Genomic DNA, 19,457 nt, shown 5'->3' with positions numbered 1-19,457 from the left:
GCGCATGGTTACAGCTTACGTACTAACATTTCCGCAACGGCCAGCCACGGCGGACTGTCGATCACCAATTGGCGGTGGCCGATGCCGGGCGGCAGCAAGGCGATGCGATGATCGTCGCGGTCAATCAGGCGACCAAAAACGAATCGGCCGCCGGGGCGCGGGGCCAAAACGTCACGATTTACCAATTTGGCAAATTGATCGGGTTCCACCTGACGCAGCCAGATCTGGTCGCCAGACCGATAATCACCGGCGGACGTCTCGATGCTGATCGCCATCTGCACGCCATCGCCCACCAGCGCGCTGGGCAGGATCGCGTCGCGTGGGGCCGTCAATGCCTCTGCCCCCGCATCGGTCAGGCGCGCGACCATCTTGGCCGTTTCCACCGCTTCGCCGCGCACCAGCAATTCCGGGTCCACTTCCAGCGCGGCAGCGATCCGGTTCATCCATACCAGTGAGAGGTTGCGCGTACCGGTCTCGAGCCGCCCGATTGTCTGAGCCGTCGTTGCCGGAACGCAACGCGCGGCCACATCGGCCAAGGTCATGCCTTTTTGGCGGCGGATATCGCGGATTCGGCTAATCATGCGAATCGAACCTTTTTAACCAGAACGGTTTTTATACTTTCCTACATTCTGTAGTCTTTGGCAATCTGCAACCGTCAATTCGACAACAGAATTAGGGGAAAATACCATGCTTCGCCAATTTGTTGAACGGGAAATCTCCGAGGAAGGGCCGATTCGGGAGGCGGTTGGCGCGACGAATCGAGCGGCGCGGCGCACGGTGATGGTTAATCTTGGTGAATCGCCGATCACCTGGTTGCATGCGCGCGGGCACATTTCCGACCGCGAAAATGACGCTGGCGAACGCTTGCGTGCCGATTGGGAGATGGCTGGATTGAGCCCCGGCATGACCATGCGTTGGGAGCCTGTGGTCGGGCGCGGCGGTGCGCGGCACGACGGTTTGAACGCGACGGAGCGGCAGATTGCCGCCAAATCGCGATTTGACGGGGCGATCGCCCATGCGGGCAAGGGGTTGAGTGATATCCTGTGGCGGGTGGTTTGCGCCGGCGAGGCTTTGCAGGATGCCGAGAAGGCGCTGGCGTGGCCTTCGCGCTCGGGCAAGCTGGTGTTGAAGCTGGCACTGGACCGGGTGGCCGATTTTTACCGCATCAACTAATTCGCCCGGTACATTCGGGATGAAAAAGGGGGGCACCGGGTCAAGCCGGGCCCCCTTTTTGCGTTTTGGCGGGGATGGTGGCAGGCGGGCGTCAGCCCTCGACCATCTCGGCCAGTTCCAGCCAGCGCTCTTCGGAGGCGTCCTTGTCGGCGCGGGCCTTGTCCAGCGCGGCGGTCAGTGCGGCGAAGCGTTGCGGATTTTTGGTATAAAGATCAGCGTCATGCAGCGCCTCTTCCAGCTTGGCGATCTCGGCGTCCAGCGCCTCGATGCGGGCGGGCAACAGGTCGTAATCGCGCTGGTCCTTGTACGACAGCTTGGCCTTGCGGGCGGGCATGACGGGGGCGGGGGCATCGGCCTTGTCCGCGGGTTTGGGTTTGGGCGCGTTGCTGGTGGCGCGGGCCTGCCGCTGGCGCTGCCAATCGGCATAGCCGCCAGCCACCACATCCACGCGGCCCGATCCGTCCAGACCCAGCGTGATCGTCACCGTGCGGTCCAGAAAATCGCGGTCGTGGCTGACGATCAACACCGTGCCGTCATAGTCCGCGATCACTTCCTGCAACAGGTCCAGCGTTTCCAGATCCAGATCGTTGGTCGGTTCGTCCAGAACCAACAGATTGGAAGGACGGGCAAATTCGCGGGCCAGCAACAGGCGGGACCGTTCACCGCCCGACAAAGTGCCGACACGTGCGTCCACCAGTCCGGGGTTGAACAGAAAGTCTTTCAAATAGCCATGGACATGCTTGCGCTCGCCGCGCACGTCGACCCAATCGCCGCCCTCGGCCACGATGTCGCGCACGCGCTTGTCGGGGTGCAACAGGCTGCGCTGTTGGTCGATGATCACGCTGGTCAGCGTTTGGGCCAGTTTGACCTCGCCGGTGTCGGGCGCCAATTCGCCGGTCAGCATTTTCAACAAGGTCGTCTTGCCCGCGCCATTGCCGCCCACCAGACCGATGCGGTCGCGGCGTTGAATGCGCAGCGAAAAGTCGCGGATGATCGGGCGGTCGCCATAGGACTTGGAGATATGTTCGGCGACGATCACCGATTTGGTTTTGCTATCATCGCTGGCCAGTGCCATTTTGGCGATGCCCTGTGGGCCGATCATCGAGGCGCGCTGGGCCCGCATCTCGTACAGCTTTTCCAGACGGCCCATGTTGCGCTTGCGCCGGGCGGTGACGCCGCGCTCTTTCCAATGCTCCTCGATCTTCAGCTTGGCGTCCAGCTTTTCGGCGGCGCGGGACTCATTGGCATAGACCTCCTCTTCCCACGCCTCATAGCCGCCAAAGCCCACCTCGCGGCGGCGCAGCGAACCGCGGTCCAGCCACAAGGTCGCCCGCGTCAGTCGCGTCAGGAACGTGCGGTCGTGCGAGATCACCACAAAGGCGCCGGTATAGCGCATCAGCCAGCTTTCCAGCCAGTCGATGGCCGACAGGTCCAGGTGGTTGGTTGGCTCGTCCAGCAGCAGCAGATCAGGCTCGCTGGCCAGAGCGCGGCAGATGGCGGCGCGGCGGCGTTCGCCCCCGCTGGCGCCCTGCGACCCGCGCGACAGGTCGATGCCCAGCTGGCTGGCGATGGCCTCGACCTCGTGCCGGGGGGGCGCGTCCTTGCCCGACAGGCAATAGTCCAGCAGCGTGGGATGGGCGGCAACGTCCGGTTCCTGTTCCAGCACGACCACGCGTGTGCCGGGCTGGACGCTGCGCTTGCCACGGTCGCCTTCGACCGTGCCCGCGATCAGCTTGAGCAGCGTCGATTTGCCCGCCCCATTGCGCCCGATCAGCGCCAGACGGTCGCGCGGGGCAATGTGAATGTCGAGGTCCTGAAAGAGCCAGCCCGATCCCTGTGTGAGACCAAGCCCCTCCCAACTGAGAATGGGTGCAGCTGCCATGGGCGCGCCCTAGACCGGGGCGGCGCGTTCCGCAAGGGCGGGGCCGCAGGAGGCATTGGCGCGGTCCGCTTGCAACATTGCGGCAATCCGGGCATCACGGCTGTCGCCTGCCTGTCGGACATATTCACTCGGCATTCAAATGTTGCAGCGTATTGCAGGAGCCATGATGTTCCTTCGATCCTTTTGGTGCCGGATGATGGCCACGGTTGGGCTGGCGGGCGCGCTGGCGCTGGCCGGTGGCGCGCCTGCTGCCGCACAGGCCGGGCCTGACCGCTCGCAGGGGATGATGCGGCTGGAACTGCGCATGGGCCGCGTGCTGCCCCTGCGTGAGATCGAGCGGCGCGTGGTGCCGATGTTGCCGCCCGGCACCGAATATCTGGGGCCGGAATATGACCCGGCGGCCATTGCCTACCGGTTGAAATTCATCATCCGCGGGCGGGTGATGTTCATCGACATCGACGCGCGCACTGGTGAGGTGATCCGCCGCAGTTTCTGAACGGTGGACGCGGGGTGGCTCTGGCTTGACGTGGCGCGCGGCAGCCACCATCTCCCGTTCATCTTTGCGGGCCTATCCCGCACCCATGCGCCGCCCATGCGCCGCCGATGCCAAGGAGGGGACTGACATGCGTATCCTGATCGTCGAGGACGAGCCGACTCTGGGCCGCCAGCTGAAGACCACGCTGGAGCAGAACGGCTATGCCGTGGATCTGTCCACCGATGGCGAGGACGGCCATTTTCTGGGCAGCACCGAGGATTATGACGCGGTGGTGCTGGATCTGGGCCTGCCGGAAATCGACGGTCTGACGGTGCTGGGCATGTGGCGCAAGGAGGGGCGCAAGTTCCCCGTGCTGGTGCTGACCGCCCGCGATTCATGGAGCGACAAGGTGTCGGGGCTGGACGCGGGGGCGGACGATTATCTGGCCAAGCCGTTCCAGACCGAGGAACTGATCGCCCGCCTGCGCGCGCTGATCCGCCGCGCCTCGGGCAACAGCTCGTCGGAACTGACGGCGGGCGGCGTGCGGCTGGACACGCGTTCGGGGCGGGTCACGCTGGACGGCGAGCCGGTCAAGCTGACGGCGCAGGAATACAAGCTGCTGTCCTATCTGCTGCACCACAAGGGCAAGGTCGTGTCCCGCACCGAGCTGATCGAGCACATCTATGATCAGGATTTCGACCGCGATTCAAACACGATCGAGGTGTTCGTCACCCGCATCCGCAAAAAGCTGGGCCCGGATGTGATCACCACCATCCGCGGTCTGGGCTATAGCCTGGACGATCCCATGCCCGCCAAGCGCGGCTGAGACCGGACGCACGAGGGATGGCCGCGTCTGGCCCGACGATGAGCGCGCAGCGGTCGGGCGTTGCCGGGCCTTGGCTGCGGTTGCGGCGGGGGCTGGCGATGGGCTGGCGGCGCGCGGGCGTGTTTGTCCGCAGCGGCGCCGGATCGCTGGCACAGCGCATGATGCTGATCGCGGCGGGCTGGATCATGGTCCTGCTGCTGGCGGGCGGTTTGGCGCTGGATCAGGCGATGGCCAATCTGGTCACCCGCAGCTTTGACGAGCAGTTGGACAACAATCTGACCGCGATGGTCACCAGCGCCGAAATCGGTCCCGATGGCGAGGTGTTGTTCAATCGCGCGCCGGGCGATCAGCGCTTTCTGGAGCCGAACAGCGGGTTGTATTGGCAGATCAGTGGCAAGGGGCACGAGGATTTCCCCAGCCGATCGCTGTGGGATCGCAGTTTGCGCCTGCCGGTGGCGCATCAGCCGACCGCGCCGCGCCATTACAATTCAAACGAATTTGACGACGAACCGCTGCGGGTTGTGGTGCGCTCGGTGATCCTGCCGGGCAGCCCGACGGTGTGGTGCTTTGCCGTGGCCGAAAGCCGGGCCCAGCTGGACAACCAGGTCGAGCGGTTCCGCCATATTCTGGTGGTCAGCTTTGCCGTGCTGGGGCTGGGGCTGGTGCTGATGGCGGGCTTGCAAAGCTGGTATGGCCTCTCGCCCTTGCGGCGGGTGCGGCTGGCGATTGCGCGGATGCGGGCCAGCGGGGCCAATCAGGTGACCGACCGCCTGCCGCTGGAGGTCCAGCCACTGGTCGAGGAATTGAACGCGCTGTTGGCTCATATCGAAAAGCAGGCCGAGGAAGCGCGCACCCATGCGGGCAATCTGGCCCATGCGTTGAAGACGCCGCTGACGGTGCTGACCAATGCCGCTACCGCCCAATCCGACGATCTGGCCGAGGCGGTGATCCGCGAATCGGCCGTCATGCGCCGTCAGGTGGACCACCATCTGGCCCGCGCGCGGGCGGTGGGGCGGCGCGGCACCAGTCAGGCGCGGGCCAATATCCATGACTGCGCCGATGGGGTGCAGCGGGCGGTCTTGCGGCTGTATCCCGATGTGCGGCTGGACGTGGCGGGCGAACGCGATGCCACCGTCGCCATCGAGCGGCAGGATCTGGACGAATTGCTGGGCAATCTGATCGAGAACGCGGCCAAATATGGTGGTGGCAGCGTTTTCGTCACGGTGGATGTGGCGCCCCAAGACCCCGCCTTTGCCGAAATCTGGGTGGAGGACGATGGCATGGGCATCCCGCAGGCCGAGCGTATCCGCATATTCGACCGGGGTGTACGGCTGGATTCGGGCAAGCCGGGGACCGGGCTGGGGCTGGCGATCGTGCGCGATGTGGCCGAAATCTATGGCGGCACGGTCGAACTGGGCGAAAGCGAGGATCTGGGCGGGTTGCTGGTGAAACTGCGTCTGCCGCGCGCCGCCGGGTAACGGCGCGCGGGGGCTGTGGGATCAGGCCGCCGGGATGACCACGATGGTCAGCGCCGCGCCGCCATCGACCACGTTCAGCAACAGATCGATATTGGGATGGGCGCCGGGGCGGTTGCGCGCGTCGGCGGTATGTTCGGCAAACACCGCCAGACCATGCGCGGCCGCATCCGCGTTCAGTCCGCCAAAGGCCTGAAACAGATATTGGTACACCGCCAGCGAGCCTTGCTTGCCCGGCGCATTGGGGATGGTGGCGGCAATCGCGCCATCGGCGGCGATCACGTCGATGCGTTCAACCCCGGCGATCGCGGGCAACAGCGCCAGATTGTCCTTGAAGCTGTCGGTGGGGGTGATGGTGGCCAGCATGTGTCGGGTTCCTGCCTTGGGGTTGGGGCGGCGCGTCTACCAACATCGGCGCCCCCCTGCCAAGGTCTATGCGTCGTGACAGGCCGCCGCCGCCGCGTTCAGTCGGTCGCGGCATTCGCGCGCCATGCGGGTCAGCAATTCGGCGCAGGTGGGGATGTCATCGATCAAGCCCACCGCCTGACTGGCCCAGATCAGCCCCGCATCGGTATCGCCCCCCTCCAGCGCGGCGCGGCCCCGGCTGCCCGCGACCAGATGGGCGATGTCCTCGAATGTCGCGCCTTCGGGGCGGCGCTCGATGGCCACCACTTCGTTCGACACGGCGTTTTTCAACACGCGGGCGGTGTTGCGCAAAGGGCGAAAGATCAGGTTGGTGTCGCCTTCGGCTGCGGCCACCAGCGCGGATTTGATCGCAGGGTGGATCGGGGCTTCGGCCGTGGCGCAAAAGCGGGTGCCCATGTTGACCCCCGCCGCCCCCAGCGCCAGCGCGGCGGCCAGCCCCGCGCCATCGCCAATCCCGCCCGAGGCGATCACCGGCACCGACAGCGCGCGCACCGCCGCTGGCACCAGCACCAGCCCGCCGATGTCCTCCTCGCCCGGATGACCGGCGGCCTCGAACCCGTCGATCGAGATGATGTCCACCCCGCGTTTCTGCGCCGACAGGGCGTGACGCACCGTGGTGCATTTGTGCAGGATCACCATGCCCGCCGCCTTGGCCCGCGCAAAGAAGTCGGCCGGGACCAGCCCCGCCGTTTCCAGCACCGGCACGCCCGCCGCGATGGCCGCATCCAGATAGGCTTCATAGGGCGGGGGGCTGCGCGTGGGCAGCACCGTCAGGTTGACGCCAAAGGGGTGATCGGTCAGCGCCCGGCAGCGGGCGATCTCGGCGCTCAACGCTTCGGGTGTGGGCTGGGTCAGCGCGGTCAGCATGCCCAGACCGCCCGCATTGGAGACGGCGCTGGCCAGTTCGGCGCGGCCCACCCATTGCATCCCGCCCTGCACGATCGGCAGGCGGATGCCTGTCAGGCGGGTCAGCGGTGTGTCGAAACGCATCGTCATTCTCCCCGGAACACAGGCGGGCGCTTGGCGGCAAAGGCGGCGCAGGCCTCGGCAAAATCGGCCGAGAGCAGGCCTGTCACCTGCACATGGTTTTCCAGCTCGATCGCGGCTTGCAGGCTGGGGGCTTCCAGATTGGCCCACATCACCTGCTTGGTATGCTTGATCGAGAAGGGCGCATTACCCGCGATCATCCGCGCCGTGTCCAGCGCCGCGTCCAGCAGGGCGTCATCGGCCACCACGCGGCTGGCAAGGCCGATGGCGGCGGCTTCGTCGGCCAGCACCGGGCGGCCGGTCAGCATGATGTCAAACGCGCGGCCCGCGCCGATCAGCCGGGGCAGGTGATACGAGATGCCGCATTCCCCCGCCGACAGGCCCAGCCGCACCGCGCCCACCAGAAATTGCGCCGTATCCCCCGCAACGCGCACATCGGCGGCCAGCGCCAGCCCCATGCCGGCCCCCACCGCCGCGCCCTGCACGGCGGCGATCACCGGCTGGCGCAGGCGGTGGACCTGTAGCATCAGCCCGGCATACAGCTCCTGCAGCGCCATGTTGGCCATCGCGCCTTGTGGCGCCTCATCGCCCATGATCACTGCCTTCAGGTCCAGCCCGGCGCAAAACGCCTTGCCTTCGCCCGACAGGACGACGACGCGGACGGCCGGATCGGCCTCGACCGCAGCCAGCGTGGCGCGCAGGTCGCTCACCATCGCCAGTGTCAGGGCGTTGCGCGCGGCGGGTCGCGACAGGGTGATGTGGGCGATCCCGCCCTCCAGCACGTCATGACGGATCAGCGGGGCGGTCATGCGGGCACCTGTGTGATGTAATCGCGCTGTCCGGGGACATCGATGCGGATGCGCACCACGCCGCCCATGCCGGGGTGATCGGCGTTGCCGCCGGTCGAGACATACAAATCGTGGAGGTCCGGCCCGCCCACCGCCAGACTGACCAGATGGGGAAAGGGCAGGCGGATCAGCCGGTCCCACACGCCATCCTGCGTATAATGCCGCAGCGTGCCGCTGGCCCAGCAGGCCACCCATACGCCGCCGCCCGCATCGACAATCAGCCCATCGCTGTCCTCGAGTTCGGCGAACAGGGTGCCCGCGCCTGGCACACCATCGGCGCCCAACGGATAGCGCCAGACGCCCCGGCTGGTTTCCGAATGATACAGCCATCGCCCACAGGGGCTGAACCCCAGCCCGTTCGAGGCATGGACATCATCGCGCAGCAGCGTGAGCGTGCCATCGGGCGAGAGGTGGAACAGTGTGCCGGGCGCGGGCGCTTCGCCGCGTTCCATGATGGCGGCAAAATCGATGCTGCCGCCGATCAGGCTGCCATCAGGGGCGGCCTCGATATCGTTGATGCATAGTTCGCATGGCGCGGTCAGCGGCACGGCGATCGGCGTCAGGCCGCCATCGGCCGGGTCCAGCCGCGCCAATCCGCCACGGCCCGAGAGGATCAGCGCGCCATCTCCGCACATGACCGCACCGCCGATCCATTGGCGTTGCGGGGCAAAGGCGGTGGCGGTGCCATCAGGCGTGACGCGATAATAGCCGCCCCCGGTCAGGTCCGAAAACCACAGCGTGCCATCGGGTTCGACACGCGGCCCCTCGACAAAGCCATAGCCGCTGGCCAGCACGGTAAAGGGCGGCGTTTCCTCTGGCGGAGGGGCGCAGGCGGCAGGGGCGCTATCGGCCAAGCAGAGTCTCCCGGACTTTATGATTTGGCATCATCCTAGTCCGGGGCGCGACCATCGGCGTAGCTGGTCAATAGGTGAGGGATCAGCCCGCCTGCTTGGCCTGCTTGTGGTGGCGAATCACCTCGTCGATGATGAAGCGCAGGAACTTCTCGCCAAAGTCGGGGTCCAGTTGCGCATCCTCGGCCAGACGGCGCAGGCGGGCGATCTGGCGCTCCTCGCGGCCCGGATCGCTGGCGGGCAGGGCGTGGCTCGCCTTGTGCTCGCCCACCGCCTTGGTAATGCGGAACCGTTCGGCCAGCATGTGGATCAGCGCGGCGTCGATATTGTCGATGCTGGCGCGATATCCGGCCAGAACCGGGTCCGGAGCGCCTGCGGGCGCGGGGATGTTTGCGTTGTCTGCCATGGCCGCGCGCTAGCATAGACTGCGCGCCGATTCCAAGGGGGCGCGCGCGCCAATGCGGCGGATTGGGGGCAAGGCCTGTCGCCAACGCGGCACGGTGTGGCGGATTAATCGGGTTTTGGCGGATTTAGGCCCTGCTTAGGGCTTGCGTTCAGGGCCCCTTGCGCGCAATGGGCGCCAGAATGACTGCCCAAATCGCCTCTTCGCGCGTGCAGCGCTCGTCAGACATGCTGGCCGCACCCTCGCTTGATTCCATTCTGGCGTTAACCGCGCCGGGTATGGAATGCGTGAACGCCGTGATCCTGACGCACATGCAGAGCGACATTCCCCTGATCCCCGCGCTGGCTGGCCATCTGATCTCTGGCGGGGGCAAGCGGATGCGTCCCATGCTGACGGTCGCTGGTGCCGAACTGGTCGGCTATGCCGGTGAGCATCAGTACAAGCTGGCCGCGGCGGTTGAGTTCATCCACACCGCCACGCTGTTGCATGACGATGTGGTCGATGGCTCGGACCTGCGCCGGGGCAAGGCGGCCGCCAATATCATCTATGGCAATCCGGCCACGGTGTTGGTGGGCGATTTCCTGTTCAGCCGCGCGTTCCAATTGATGGTCGGCGCGCAAAATCTGCGGGTGCTGGACATTCTGGCCACCGCTTCGGCCGTGATCGCCGAGGGGGAGGTGGATCAGCTGACCGCCCAGCGCAAGGTCGAGACGACCGAGGCGCATTATCTGGACATCATCGCGGCCAAGACCGCCGCGCTGTTTGCCGCGGCTTGTCGCGTGGCCGCTGTCGTCGCCGACCGCCCCGCGCAAGAGGAACAGGCGTTGGACGATTATGGCCGCTATCTGGGCGTGGCGTTCCAGTTGGTGGACGATGCCATCGACTATGACTCCGAGGCCGCCGAGATGGGCAAGGGCAAGGGTGACGATTTCCGCGACGGCAAGATGACGCTGCCGGTGATCCTGGCCTATGCGGCAGGTGATGAGGAGGAGCGGCAGTTCTGGCGTGACGCCATCGCCGGTTTCCTGAACAGCGACGAGGATCTCGAGCGCGCCGTGACGATCATCGCGCGCCATGGCACCGTCGCCGCCACGCGCCAGCGGGCCGAGGAATATGCGCAAAAGGCGATCGCCGCCCTGTCGATTTTCCCGCCCAGCCCGATCCGCGTGGCCATGGAAGAAGCCGCCCTGTTCGCCGTTGCCCGCCGGTACTGATCGGCGGCGGCTGGCCTGATTTGGGCTGATGGCTGACAATCTGCCCATACACGCGGTGCTGCCCGAACTGTTGGCGGCGTTGCGCGTCCGCTCCAGCGCGGTGCTGATCGCGCCGCCCGGCGCTGGCAAGACCACCGCCGTTGCGCCAGCGCTGATCCGTGAACCATGGTGCGGCGGGCAGGTGATCGTTCTGTCACCCCGCCGTGTGGCCGCGCGTGCCGCAGCTGAACGCATGGCCGAGATGCTGGGCGAAAAGCCGGGCGAGACGGTCGGCTATCTGACCCGTCTGGACAGCAAGAGCAGCGCGCGCACCCGCATTCTGGTGGTGACCGAGGCGATCTTTGTCGCGCGCATTCTGGCCGATCCGGAACTGGCGGGCGTGTCGGCGGTGTTGTTCGACGAGGCGCATGAGCGCCATCTGGACAGCGATCTGGGCTTGGCTCTGGCGGTGGAAAGCGCCAGCGTGTTGCGCGATGATCTGCGCATTGTGCCGATGTCGGCGACCATCGATGGCGCGCGCTTTGCCGCCTTGCTGGGCGATGATGTGCCGGTGATCGAAAGCGCGGGCCGGGCCTATCCGCTGGACATCCGCTGGCTGGGCATGCGCGCCGAACAGCGGGTGGACGAGGCGATGGCCGCCGCCGTCCTTACCGCATGGCGCGAGACGGAGGGCGATATTCTGGCCTTTCTGCCCGGCGTGGGGGAAATCTCCCGGGTGGCCGACCGGCTGGCCGAACGTTTGCCGCAAACCCCGATCCTGCCACTGCATGGCCAGTGTGAGCCGCAGGCGCAGCGCGCCGCGATCCGCCGCGATGGCGATGGCCGCCGCCGGATCGTGTTGGCCACCAGCATTGCCGAAACCTCGCTGACACTGGACGGCGTGTCGGTGGTGGTCGATTGCGGCCTGTCGCGCCGCCCCGAATTTGACAAGGCGGCGGGCGTCACGCGCCTGATCACTACCCGCGCCAGTCAGGCCAGCGCCGCCCAGCGCGCGGGCCGCGCCGCGCGGCAGGGGCCGGGCATCGCCTATCGCCTGTGGGAAGAGGCAGCCCATGTCGGCCGCCCCGCCTTTGACCCGCCAGAGGTGATGACCAGCGATCTGGCGCCGCTGGCGCTGTCGCTGGCGCAATGGGGGGCGGGCGATGTGGGCGCGATGGCGTGGATCGATCCGCCGCCTGCCGCCGCGATGGAGGCGGCGCGGGCAAAGCTGACCGCGCTGGGAGCGCTGGACGCAACTGGGCGGATTACGCCGCATGGCCGCGCCATGGCCAGCCTGCCGATGGGGCCGGAACAGGCGCATATGCTGTTGTTCGCCGCCGAACGCGGGGCGCAGGATGTGGCTGCAGAGCTGGCGCTGTTGCTGCAGGAACGCGCGCTGGGCGGCCGTGGCGAGGATCTGGAGGCGCGTTTGGGCCGCTGGCGCGCCGACCGGTCGAGCCGGGCAGATGCGGCGCGGGCGATGGCGCGCAATTGGGCCAAACGGGCGCGGGGGCTGGTGGACCAGATCAGCGATGATCCGCCGCCGCCCGGCATCCTGTTGGCCGAGGCTTTCCCTGACAATCTGGCCAAGCGGCGCGATGCATCGGGCGAAAACTGGATCGCGGCGGGGGGCAGGGGGTTCATTCTGGACGCCATCTCGCCACTGGCCCGCGCCGAATTTCTGGCCGTGGGCGAGGCGCAGGGGCAGGCCAAGGGCGCCCGCATCACCGGCGCCATCGCCCTGACCGAGGCCGACGTGCTGCGCCACCTCTCGCACCGGATCGCGCGGCGCCCCACTTTGCGCTGGGTCGCGGACGAGACGCGGGCCGAGGCTTTGCTGGAGCAGCGGCTGGGGGCGATTGTCTTTGCCCGTGGCTCTGATCCGGCGCCCGATCCGGCCGCGCTGGTGGCGTTTTTGTGCGAACGCATCCGCGCCGATGGCCTGGACCTGTTGCCATTGGGCAAGGGCGCGCAGGCCCTGTTGCGCCGCGCCCGTTTTGCCGGGATCGACAGCCTGTCCGAGGCCGCGCTGTTGGCCGATCTGGAGGAGTGGGCAGGTCCCCATCTGACCCGGCGGCTGGATCAGGTCAAGCCGCAGGCGTTGCATCAGGCGTTGCAGAACCGCATCGGCTGGAACGAACAGCAGGCGCTGGACCGGCTGGTGCCCGCCCATTTTACCAGTCCGGCGGGCAGCTCGCACCCCATCGACTATGACGATCCGGGCGGCCCCAGTATCGAAATCCGTGTGCAGGCATTGTTCGGGCTGGAGCGGCACCCCACCTTTGGCCAACCGCCGCAGCCCTTGTTACTGAAGCTGACATCGCCCGGCGGCAAGCCGATCCAGACCACCCGCGATCTGCCCGGATTCTGGCGCGGCAGTTGGCGCGATGTGGTCAAGGACATGAAGGGGCGATACCCCAAACACCGCTGGCCGGACGAGCCTTGGGCCGAAGATCCCAGCCTGAAGACGAAAAACGCGTTCAATGCGGGGCGAAAGCCGTGATGGCCTCTTGATTTCGGGGGTGATTCGGATGCATGGGCACGGCCTATGACCGCACGTATCTATCAGCGCCCCAAGAACGCCATGCAGTCGGGCAAGGCCCTGCTGGACCAGTGGATCCTGGAATTCGCCCCCGCCGAGGCCCGCCGCGCCGAGCCTTTGATGGGCTGGGCTGGTTCTGGCGACACGCAGGCGCAGGTGACATTGAAGTTTGCCTCGCAGGCAGAGGCGCAGGCCTATGCCGACAAGCACGGGATTGACGCCGTGGTGCATGCCACCCCGCCGCGCCGGTTGAAGTTGCAGGCCTACGCCGACAATTTCCGTTAAGCTGACTGGCGTTTGCGCGGCCTGATCGGCCCGCACGCGGCCCGCGTTTGCCATATGGCAGGCGCGGGTTTTTGCTGTCTGGCGGGCCGGGTTTTTGCCAGCGGCGGGGGTGGATGGGGTGAAAAACTGATCCACAGGGCCAGTTTGCCTCTTGTGCAATGGGCGATCCCTCGCCATAGGCCCGCTTGGGAGTCGGTCGGACGTTTGCGTCCGCCAACCTGGTCAGGGCCGGAAGGCAGCAGCCACAACGGAATTGCGGCGGGTCGGCCGGCTCCTATTTTCCACACAATTTGATCGACGCGCGCCCCTTTGGGCGGTGGCTTGCGGGCTTTGGCCATTCGACAAGTGCGCCGCGCTGGCCTAACACGGCGGCATGATGGCTGATTCACCCGACATGACCGGCGGCAATGGCGCGGACGACGATCTGCCGTGGGACGATGACGCCCCCAGCGCGGCCGAACTGGAAGCGGCGGGGCAGTCCAGCATGTTTGGCGAACCCGCGCCGGTGGCGGCCGCGCCCGAACCGGCGCCCGCCGCGCCCGCGCCTGCGCCCGCCGCACCCGCGCCGGTCGGCGCCTCGGCACAGCCCTATCGCGTGTTGGCGCGCAAATACCGGCCCCAGACCTTTGCCGCGCTGATCGGGCAGGACGCCATGGTCCAGACGCTGGCCAATGCGATCAGTCGCGACCGACTGGCCCATGCGTTCCTGATGACCGGCGTGCGCGGGGTGGGCAAGACGTCCACCGCCCGCCTGATTGCCAAGGCGCTGAACTGTGTGGGCGTGGATGGCAAGGGTGGGCCAACGATCGACCCTTGTGGCCAGTGCGAGCCCTGTGTGGCGATTGCCGAGGGCCGTCATATCGACGTGATCGAGATGGACGCGGCCAGCCACACCGGCGTTGATGACGTGCGCGAAATCATCGAGGCGGTGCGTTATGCCGCCGTCTCGGCGCGTTACAAGATCTATATCATCGACGAAGTGCACATGCTTTCGCGCAATGCGTTCAACGCGCTGCTCAAAACGCTGGAAGAACCGCCCGCACATGTGAAATTCCTGTTCGCCACGACCGAGGTGGACAAGCTGCCGGTGACGGTGTTGTCGCGGTGTCAGCGGTTTGACCTGCGGCGTATTTCGGCCGGGCTGTTGGCGCAGCATTTCGCCGGGATCTGCACCGCCGAGGGCGTCGACGCCGAGGCAGAGGCGCTGGCCATGGTGGCCGAGGCGGCCGAAGGTTCGGTGCGTGACGGGCTGTCGATTCTGGATCAGGCGATTGCCCATGCCGATCTGGCGGGCGAGGGCGGGGCCGATGGCGCGACGCGGGTGTCGGCCGCGCAGGTGCGCGACATGCTGGGGTTGGCGGACAAGACCGCGCAGCGCCGTCTGTTTGCCGCGTTGTTGGCGGGCGATGGCGGGGCTTTGCTGGATCTGGTGGCGGGGCAATTCGCGCTGGGGATCGAGCCGCTGGCGCTGATGCGTTCGGTCATGGAACTGTGCCACCGCGTGACTTTGGCCAAGGTGGGCCGGGGGGACGCGCAGGCGGTCTCGGCCGAGGAACGGCAGGCGATCGAGGACTGGGCCAAGGCGCTGGGCGCGGGGCAGTTGCACCGGCTGTGGCAATTGTTGCTCAAGGGCCATGACGAGGTGCGCACCGCGCCCGACCCGCTGGCCGCGGCCGAAATGGCGCTGTTGCGATGTTTGCACGCCGCCGACATGCCCGATCCGGCGCAGTTGGTTAAACGGATCGAGGGGTTGGCTGCCAGTGGCGCGCTGGCGAGTGCGTCTGCCGCGCCGTCGGGCGGGGCGCCGATGGCCGCCGCGCCGGCGCCAGTGGCCGATCCCGCCGAGGCGATGCGCGCCGATTGGGGCGCGTTGGTGGACCGGGTGGAGCATGGCTCGATGTCGGCGGGCAGCATGTTGCGGATGCAGGTGCGGCTGATCACACTGGCACCGGGCAGGCTGGAATTCGCCCAGCCGCCGGGGTTTCATGAGGACATCACCCCCCATGTAAAGGCCGCGCTGCAACAGGCGACCGGCATCCATTGGGAGGTCGTCCGCCATGCCGATGGCGGGCAGCCGTCACTGGTCGAGGTGGGTGAGCAGCGCGAGGCCGAGGACAAGGCTGCGCTGCGCAAATCGCCTTTGGTGGAGGCGGCCTTTGCCGCGTTCCCGCAGGCCGAAATCGTGGAAGAAGAGCGCAACGCCGGCAGCTATCCGCGCCGGCAGGGCAATTGGAGCAGATGATGAAGTCGATGGAAGAGATGATCAAGGCCGCGCAGCAGGCGGCTGAAACCATCCAGAAGCAGATGAACGAGGCGCAGAACAAGCTGGACGCGCTGGAGGTTGAGGGCGTGTCTGGTGGCGGCTTGGTCAAGATCCGCGCCAGCGCCAAGGGCCGGGTGATCGGCGTGGCGATCGACGACAGTCTGCTGGCGCCCAGCGAGAAGGGCATGCTGGAGGATCTGGTGGCCGCCGCGTTCAACGATGCGCGCACCAAGGCCGATGAAGTCGCCGGGGCCGAACTGGCCAAGGCGCAAAGCGGCATGGGCTTGCCACCGGGCTTCAAGCTGCCGTTCTGAACGGAACGGGGCGTATGGTGCGGCATGCGTTCGCGGCCGGACTGGCTGTGCTGTTGGCGGGTCAGGGGGCGGTGGCCTGTGCGCAGAGTGACGCCTCGGTCGTCGCGCCTGATCCCGTGGCTGCCACTTGTCGCCCGCAATTCGCGGTGGACGGGCAGGCGATAGCGGCTGGAACCGCCTTTGTGCTGGATCTGACGCCGCCGCCCCGTCCCGACAATCCACTTGCCCCCCGGGCGGAGCAGGTGATGCTGGTGACGGCGCTGCATCTGTTTGGGCCCAATGGCGGATTGCCGGCACAGATCCTGTCTGCGGACCTGCCGCAGCATGTGGGGCTGACCACCTGTCGCGGGGCGCAGGGGCAGGCGTGGACCGCGCGGCGCACGCTGGCAATCGCCGGGGCGGTGCCCATGGCGATGCCTTTTCGCGATGTCGCGGGTTTTGCCACCGACGCTGTGGGGGTGGCTGGGGCTGAGCGGTTGCGGCTGGCCGATAGGCCGCCAGCGGTGGGCGATGATGTGTGGGTGGTGGCCGCGATGACGGCCGATGGCCGGGTGCGGCGTCATGCCGCGCGGGTGATCTATGTCGGCGACAACGCCCTGCAATATGTCTTTGTCGACGCGACGTTGCAGTTGCGGGCGTCCAGTGGCGCGGCGGTGGTCAATGCCGCGGGGCAGGTGGTTGGCCTGCATCTGGGCGGCGGGGTGGATCGGGGCGATCTGGTGGGGATGGCGGTGCCGCCCTCGCGGCTGCGCGCTTTGGTCGAGGCGGCGCAGTAGGGGCGGGCTTGGTCTGTCACAGGGATGCAAGAAGGCAGTGGATTACCCATTGCGCCCTGCGCATTTGCCCCCATATCGTCAGCAATCAAGGCCGCATCCGGAAAATTCCTTGCGGCAGGCGCCCGGTTTCGGCCGCGTGCGTTCTATAATGGATGGATATGACAGTGAACGAACTCCCCCTGTTGCCGCTGCGCGACATTGTTGTCTTTCCCGGCATGGTCGTGCCGTTGTTCGTCGGCCGCGAGAAATCGGTCGCCGCGCTGGAAGCGGCGATGGCCGGCAACAAGGACATTTTCCTGCTGGCACAGCTGGACCCGGGCTGTGACGATCCCCATGCCGACGATCTGTATGACGTGGGCGTGGTGGCCAGCGTGCTGCAACTGCTGAAATTGCCCGATGGCACGGTGCGCGTGCTGGTCGAGGGGCAGAGCCGGGCGCGCATGGCCAGCATCATCGACGAGACCGAGATGCTGCGCGCGCAGATCGAGATGGTCGAGGATCTGGAGGTCGACGGCACCGAAGTGGCCGCCATGATGCGCGGCGTGGTCGAGCAGTTCCAGGAATATGCCAAGCTGAACAAGAAGCTGTCGCAGGAGGCCGGCGACCAGTTGGCCGACATCGACAACGCCAGCAAGCTGGCCGACAGCGTCGCCTCGCATATCAGCGCCAAGGTGGCCGACAAGCAGGCCCTGTTGTCCGAGGCTGATCCGCTCAAGCGGCTGGAGATGGTCTATGGCTTCATGGAAGGCGAGCTGGGCGTGTTGCAGGTCGAGCGCCGCATCCGTGGCCGCGTCAAGCGCCAGATGGAAAAGACCCAGCGCGAATATTACCTGAACGAGCAGTTGAAGGCGATCCAGAGCGAGCTGGGCGGCGGCGAGGACGGCGAGGGCAACGAGATCCAGGAACTGCTGGAGAAGATCTCGAAGCTGAAGCTGTCGAAGGAAGCGCGTGCCAAGGCCGAGGCCGAGGTCAAGAAGCTGCGCACCATGCAGCCGATGAGCGCCGAGGCGACCGTTGTGCGCAATTATCTGGACGTGCTGCTGGGCCTGCCCTGGGGCAAGAAGTCCAAGCTGAAGCGCGACATTGCCGCCGCGCAGGAGGTGCTGGACGCTGACCACTATGCGCTGGACAAGGTCAAGGACCGCATCATCGAATATCTGGCGGTGCAGGCCCGCACGAACAAGCTGAAGGGACCGATCCTGTGTCTGGTCGGGCCTCCGGGCGTGGGCAAGACCTCGCTGGGCAAGAGCATCGCCAAGGCCTGTGGGCGCGAATTCATCCGCCAGTCGCTGGGCGGCGTGCGCGACGAGGCCGAGATCCGTGGCCACCGCCGCACCTATATCGGTTCGATGCCGGGCAAGATCGTCGCCAACCTGAAGAAGGCTGGCACGTCAAACCCGCTGTTCCTGCTGGACGAGATCGACAAGCTGGGTCAGGACTTCCGTGGTGATCCGGCCAGCGCCCTGCTGGAGGTGCTGGACCCCGAACAGAACGCCAAGTTCCAGGACCACTATCTGGAGCTGGACGTTGATCTGTCGGACATCATGTTCGTCTGCACCGCCAACAGCCTGAACCTGCCCCAGCCTTTGCTGGACCGCATGGAGATCATCCGGCTGGAGGGCTATACCGAGGACGAGAAGGTCGAGATTGCCGAGCGCCATCTGGTGCGCAAGCAGATGGAGGCCCATGGCCTGAGCGCCGAGGAGTTCATCCTGACGCAAGCGGGTCTGCGCGACCTGATCCGCTATTACACGCGTGAGGCCGGTGTCCGCACGCTGGAGCGCGAGATCGCCCGGCTGGCCCGCAAGAGCTTGCGCGCCATTCTGGAAGGCAAGGAAAAGAGCGTGACGATCACGCCCGAAAACCTGTCCGACTATGCAGGCGTGCGCAAGTTCCGCCATGGTGTGTCCGATGAGGAAAACCAGATCGGCGCGGTGACCGGCCTTGCCTGGACCGAGGTGGGCGGCGAATTGCTGACGATTGAAAGCGTCACCGTCCCCGGCAAGGGCGCGGTCAAGACCACCGGCAAGCTGGGCGAGGTGATGAGCGAGAGCGTCCAGATGGCGTTCTCCTTCGTCAAGGCGCGTAGCCCTGCCTATGGTATCAAGCCCTCGATCTTCAATCGCAAGGATCTGCACATCCACTTGCCCGAAGGCGCGGTGCCCAAGGATGGGCCGTCGGCGGGCATCGGCATGGTCACCGCGATGGTCAGCACGCTGACCGGCATCCCGGTGCGCGCCGATGTGGCGATGACCGGCGAGGTCACGCTGCGTGGCCGGGTGCTGGCGATTGGCGGGCTGAAGGAGAAGTTGTTGGCCGCGTTGCGCGGCGGCATCAAGACCGTGCTGATCCCCGAGGAAAACCAGAAGGATCTGGCCGAGATCCCCGCCAACATCATGGAAGGGCTGGAGATCGTGCCAGTCGCCCATGTCGAGGAGGTTCTGGCCCGCGCGCTGGTTCAGGTGCCCGAACCGATCGAGTGGACCGAGGCGGACGAACTGGCCTGTCAGCCGGGCGCGAATGGCGGTTTGCCCGGTTCGGGCGCGGCCGCCACGGCGCATTGATCGCAGACCGATAACGCTGCATCGCGGCGAATCGCGGCCGGGTTGGCATGTCCAGCCCGGCCGTTTGCGCCATGCTTGCGCGAAACGCCGCGCTGCGCGGGGCAAAGGCGCTCAATCAGGCCAGCTTATCCCCTGAAATGCCGCAATTCGTGGATAATTGGCCGGATTGACGCA

18 protein-coding genes and 1 other RNA gene are annotated in these 19,457 nt (G+C 66.6%); 12 read left to right on the top strand and 7 right to left on the bottom strand.

The window, feature by feature from the left end:
• Positions 1-8: 8 nt before the first annotated feature.
• Entirely contained in the window at positions 9-581 is a 573-nt protein-coding gene (locus GTZ99_RS16000; RefSeq protein WP_161720705.1) for a helix-turn-helix domain-containing protein, read from the bottom strand.
• A gap of 106 nt (positions 582-687) precedes the next feature.
• On the opposite strand from GTZ99_RS16000, the gene GTZ99_RS15995 reads away from it, so the two are divergent.
• Positions 688-1,173 carry a DUF6456 domain-containing protein gene (locus GTZ99_RS15995; RefSeq protein WP_161720703.1) on the top strand — a complete coding sequence of 162 codons (486 nt, stop codon included), beginning with the start codon at positions 688-690 and terminating at the stop codon, positions 1,171-1,173.
• Between the two features lie 91 nt (positions 1,174-1,264).
• Here the strand turns inward: GTZ99_RS15995 and GTZ99_RS15990 are convergent, their stop codons facing one another.
• The gene (locus GTZ99_RS15990; RefSeq protein WP_161720701.1) at positions 1,265-3,055 is read right to left on the bottom strand and encodes an ABC-F family ATP-binding cassette domain-containing protein; all 1,791 of its coding nucleotides are present in this window, start codon (positions 3,053-3,055) and stop codon (positions 1,265-1,267) included.
• Between the two features lie 166 nt (positions 3,056-3,221).
• On the opposite strand from GTZ99_RS15990, the gene GTZ99_RS15985 reads away from it, so the two are divergent.
• The 3 genes from GTZ99_RS15985 to GTZ99_RS15975 all read left to right on the top strand — a co-directional run bounded on the left by GTZ99_RS15985 (position 3,222) and on the right by GTZ99_RS15975 (position 5,834).
• The gene (locus GTZ99_RS15985; protein ID WP_227711432.1) at positions 3,222-3,551 is read left to right on the top strand and encodes a PepSY domain-containing protein; all 330 of its coding nucleotides are present in this window, start codon (positions 3,222-3,224) and stop codon (positions 3,549-3,551) included.
• Between the two features lie 127 nt (positions 3,552-3,678).
• Positions 3,679-4,356 (top strand): response regulator transcription factor, encoded by a 678-nt coding sequence (locus GTZ99_RS15980; protein ID WP_161720699.1) that lies wholly within the window; start codon positions 3,679-3,681, stop codon positions 4,354-4,356.
• A 98-nt stretch (positions 4,357-4,454) separates the two neighbouring features.
• Positions 4,455-5,834 carry a sensor histidine kinase gene (locus GTZ99_RS15975; RefSeq protein ID WP_227711436.1) on the top strand — a complete coding sequence of 460 codons (1,380 nt, stop codon included), beginning with the start codon at positions 4,455-4,457 and terminating at the stop codon, positions 5,832-5,834.
• A gap of 21 nt (positions 5,835-5,855) precedes the next feature.
• Here the strand turns inward: GTZ99_RS15975 and GTZ99_RS15970 are convergent, their stop codons facing one another.
• The 5 genes from GTZ99_RS15970 to GTZ99_RS15950 form a co-directional block, all read right to left on the bottom strand.
• Positions 5,856-6,197: a DUF2322 family protein gene (locus tag GTZ99_RS15970; protein ID WP_161720697.1), complete on the bottom strand. Its 342-nt coding sequence runs from the start codon at positions 6,195-6,197 to the stop codon at positions 5,856-5,858.
• A 66-nt stretch (positions 6,198-6,263) separates the two neighbouring features.
• Positions 6,264-7,247 carry an NAD(P)H-dependent flavin oxidoreductase gene (locus tag GTZ99_RS15965; protein WP_161720695.1) on the bottom strand — a complete coding sequence of 328 codons (984 nt, stop codon included), beginning with the start codon at positions 7,245-7,247 and terminating at the stop codon, positions 6,264-6,266.
• Between the two features lie 2 nt (positions 7,248-7,249).
• Positions 7,250-8,053 carry an enoyl-CoA hydratase/isomerase family protein gene (locus tag GTZ99_RS15960; RefSeq protein ID WP_161720693.1) on the bottom strand — a complete coding sequence of 268 codons (804 nt, stop codon included), beginning with the start codon at positions 8,051-8,053 and terminating at the stop codon, positions 7,250-7,252.
• Complete coding sequence (locus GTZ99_RS15955; protein ID WP_161720691.1) at positions 8,050-8,946, bottom strand: SMP-30/gluconolactonase/LRE family protein; 897 nt, start codon at positions 8,944-8,946, stop codon at positions 8,050-8,052. The genes GTZ99_RS15960 and GTZ99_RS15955 overlap by 4 nt, the downstream gene beginning before the upstream one ends.
• Before the next feature lie 82 nt (positions 8,947-9,028).
• The gene (locus GTZ99_RS15950) at positions 9,029-9,349 is read right to left on the bottom strand and encodes a chorismate mutase (protein WP_161720688.1); all 321 of its coding nucleotides are present in this window, start codon (positions 9,347-9,349) and stop codon (positions 9,029-9,031) included.
• A 179-nt stretch (positions 9,350-9,528) separates the two neighbouring features.
• Here GTZ99_RS15950 and GTZ99_RS15945 point away from each other — a divergent pair, with 179 nt between their 5' ends.
• The 8 genes from GTZ99_RS15945 (at position 9,529) to lon (ending at position 19,283) form a co-directional block, all read left to right on the top strand.
• The gene (locus tag GTZ99_RS15945; RefSeq protein ID WP_161720686.1) at positions 9,529-10,560 is read left to right on the top strand and encodes a polyprenyl synthetase family protein; all 1,032 of its coding nucleotides are present in this window, start codon (positions 9,529-9,531) and stop codon (positions 10,558-10,560) included.
• A 28-nt stretch (positions 10,561-10,588) separates the two neighbouring features.
• Positions 10,589-13,042 carry an ATP-dependent helicase HrpB gene (gene hrpB, locus GTZ99_RS15940; protein WP_161720684.1) on the top strand — a complete coding sequence of 818 codons (2,454 nt, stop codon included), beginning with the start codon at positions 10,589-10,591 and terminating at the stop codon, positions 13,040-13,042.
• Positions 13,043-13,087: 45 nt separating this feature from the next.
• Positions 13,088-13,366, top strand: coding sequence for an ETC complex I subunit (locus tag GTZ99_RS15935; RefSeq protein ID WP_161720682.1), 279 nt, complete (start codon positions 13,088-13,090; stop codon positions 13,364-13,366).
• Between the two features lie 185 nt (positions 13,367-13,551).
• Positions 13,552-13,647: signal recognition particle sRNA small type (gene ffs / locus GTZ99_RS15930), an RNA gene on the top strand.
• A gap of 92 nt (positions 13,648-13,739) precedes the next feature.
• Positions 13,740-15,608 (top strand): DNA polymerase III subunit gamma/tau, encoded by a 1,869-nt coding sequence (locus tag GTZ99_RS15925; protein ID WP_161720680.1) that lies wholly within the window; start codon positions 13,740-13,742, stop codon positions 15,606-15,608.
• Entirely contained in the window at positions 15,608-15,943 is a 336-nt protein-coding gene (locus tag GTZ99_RS15920; protein ID WP_161720678.1) for a YbaB/EbfC family nucleoid-associated protein, read from the top strand. The genes GTZ99_RS15925 and GTZ99_RS15920 overlap by 1 nt, the downstream gene beginning before the upstream one ends.
• A 17-nt stretch (positions 15,944-15,960) precedes the next feature.
• Entirely contained in the window at positions 15,961-16,719 is a 759-nt protein-coding gene (locus GTZ99_RS15915) for a hypothetical protein (RefSeq protein WP_227711431.1), read from the top strand.
• A 158-nt stretch (positions 16,720-16,877) separates the two neighbouring features.
• On the top strand, positions 16,878-19,283 hold the full coding sequence (gene lon / locus GTZ99_RS15910) for an endopeptidase La (protein ID WP_161720674.1): 2,406 nt from the start codon (positions 16,878-16,880) through the stop codon (positions 19,281-19,283).
• The last annotated feature ends 174 nt before the right edge of the window (positions 19,284-19,457 follow it).

This window comes from Novosphingobium ovatum, from assembly GCF_009909235.1.
Lineage (GTDB): Bacteria > Pseudomonadota > Alphaproteobacteria > Sphingomonadales > Sphingomonadaceae > Novosphingobium > Novosphingobium ovatum.
This window is presented reverse-complemented; position numbering and strand designations above follow the sequence as displayed.

Excerpts from the sequence above, each read along its gene's own strand:
- GTZ99_RS16000 (WP_161720705.1), bottom strand. The coding sequence starts at position 581 with ATGATTAGCCGAATCCGCGATATCCGCCGCCAAAAAGGCATGACCTTG.
- GTZ99_RS15995 (WP_161720703.1), top strand. The coding sequence starts at position 688 with ATGCTTCGCCAATTTGTTGAACGGGAAATCTCCGAGGAAGGGCCGATT.
- GTZ99_RS15990 (WP_161720701.1), bottom strand. The coding sequence starts at position 3,055 with ATGGCAGCTGCACCCATTCTCAGTTGGGAGGGGCTTGGTCTCACACAG.
- GTZ99_RS15985 (WP_227711432.1), top strand. The coding sequence starts at position 3,222 with ATGTTCCTTCGATCCTTTTGGTGCCGGATGATGGCCACGGTTGGGCTG.
- GTZ99_RS15980 (WP_161720699.1), top strand. The coding sequence starts at position 3,679 with ATGCGTATCCTGATCGTCGAGGACGAGCCGACTCTGGGCCGCCAGCTG.
- GTZ99_RS15975 (WP_227711436.1), top strand. The coding sequence starts at position 4,455 with ATGGGCTGGCGGCGCGCGGGCGTGTTTGTCCGCAGCGGCGCCGGATCG.
- GTZ99_RS15970 (WP_161720697.1), bottom strand. The coding sequence starts at position 6,197 with ATGCTGGCCACCATCACCCCCACCGACAGCTTCAAGGACAATCTGGCG.
- GTZ99_RS15965 (WP_161720695.1), bottom strand. The coding sequence starts at position 7,247 with ATGCGTTTCGACACACCGCTGACCCGCCTGACAGGCATCCGCCTGCCG.
- GTZ99_RS15960 (WP_161720693.1), bottom strand. The coding sequence starts at position 8,053 with ATGACCGCCCCGCTGATCCGTCATGACGTGCTGGAGGGCGGGATCGCC.
- GTZ99_RS15950 (WP_161720688.1), bottom strand. The coding sequence starts at position 9,349 with ATGGCAGACAACGCAAACATCCCCGCGCCCGCAGGCGCTCCGGACCCG.
- GTZ99_RS15945 (WP_161720686.1), top strand. The coding sequence starts at position 9,529 with ATGACTGCCCAAATCGCCTCTTCGCGCGTGCAGCGCTCGTCAGACATG.
- hrpB (WP_161720684.1), top strand. The coding sequence starts at position 10,589 with ATGGCTGACAATCTGCCCATACACGCGGTGCTGCCCGAACTGTTGGCG.
- GTZ99_RS15935 (WP_161720682.1), top strand. The coding sequence starts at position 13,088 with ATGACCGCACGTATCTATCAGCGCCCCAAGAACGCCATGCAGTCGGGC.
- GTZ99_RS15925 (WP_161720680.1), top strand. The coding sequence starts at position 13,740 with ATGATGGCTGATTCACCCGACATGACCGGCGGCAATGGCGCGGACGAC.
- GTZ99_RS15920 (WP_161720678.1), top strand. The coding sequence starts at position 15,608 with ATGAAGTCGATGGAAGAGATGATCAAGGCCGCGCAGCAGGCGGCTGAA.
- lon (WP_161720674.1), top strand. The coding sequence starts at position 16,878 with ATGACAGTGAACGAACTCCCCCTGTTGCCGCTGCGCGACATTGTTGTC.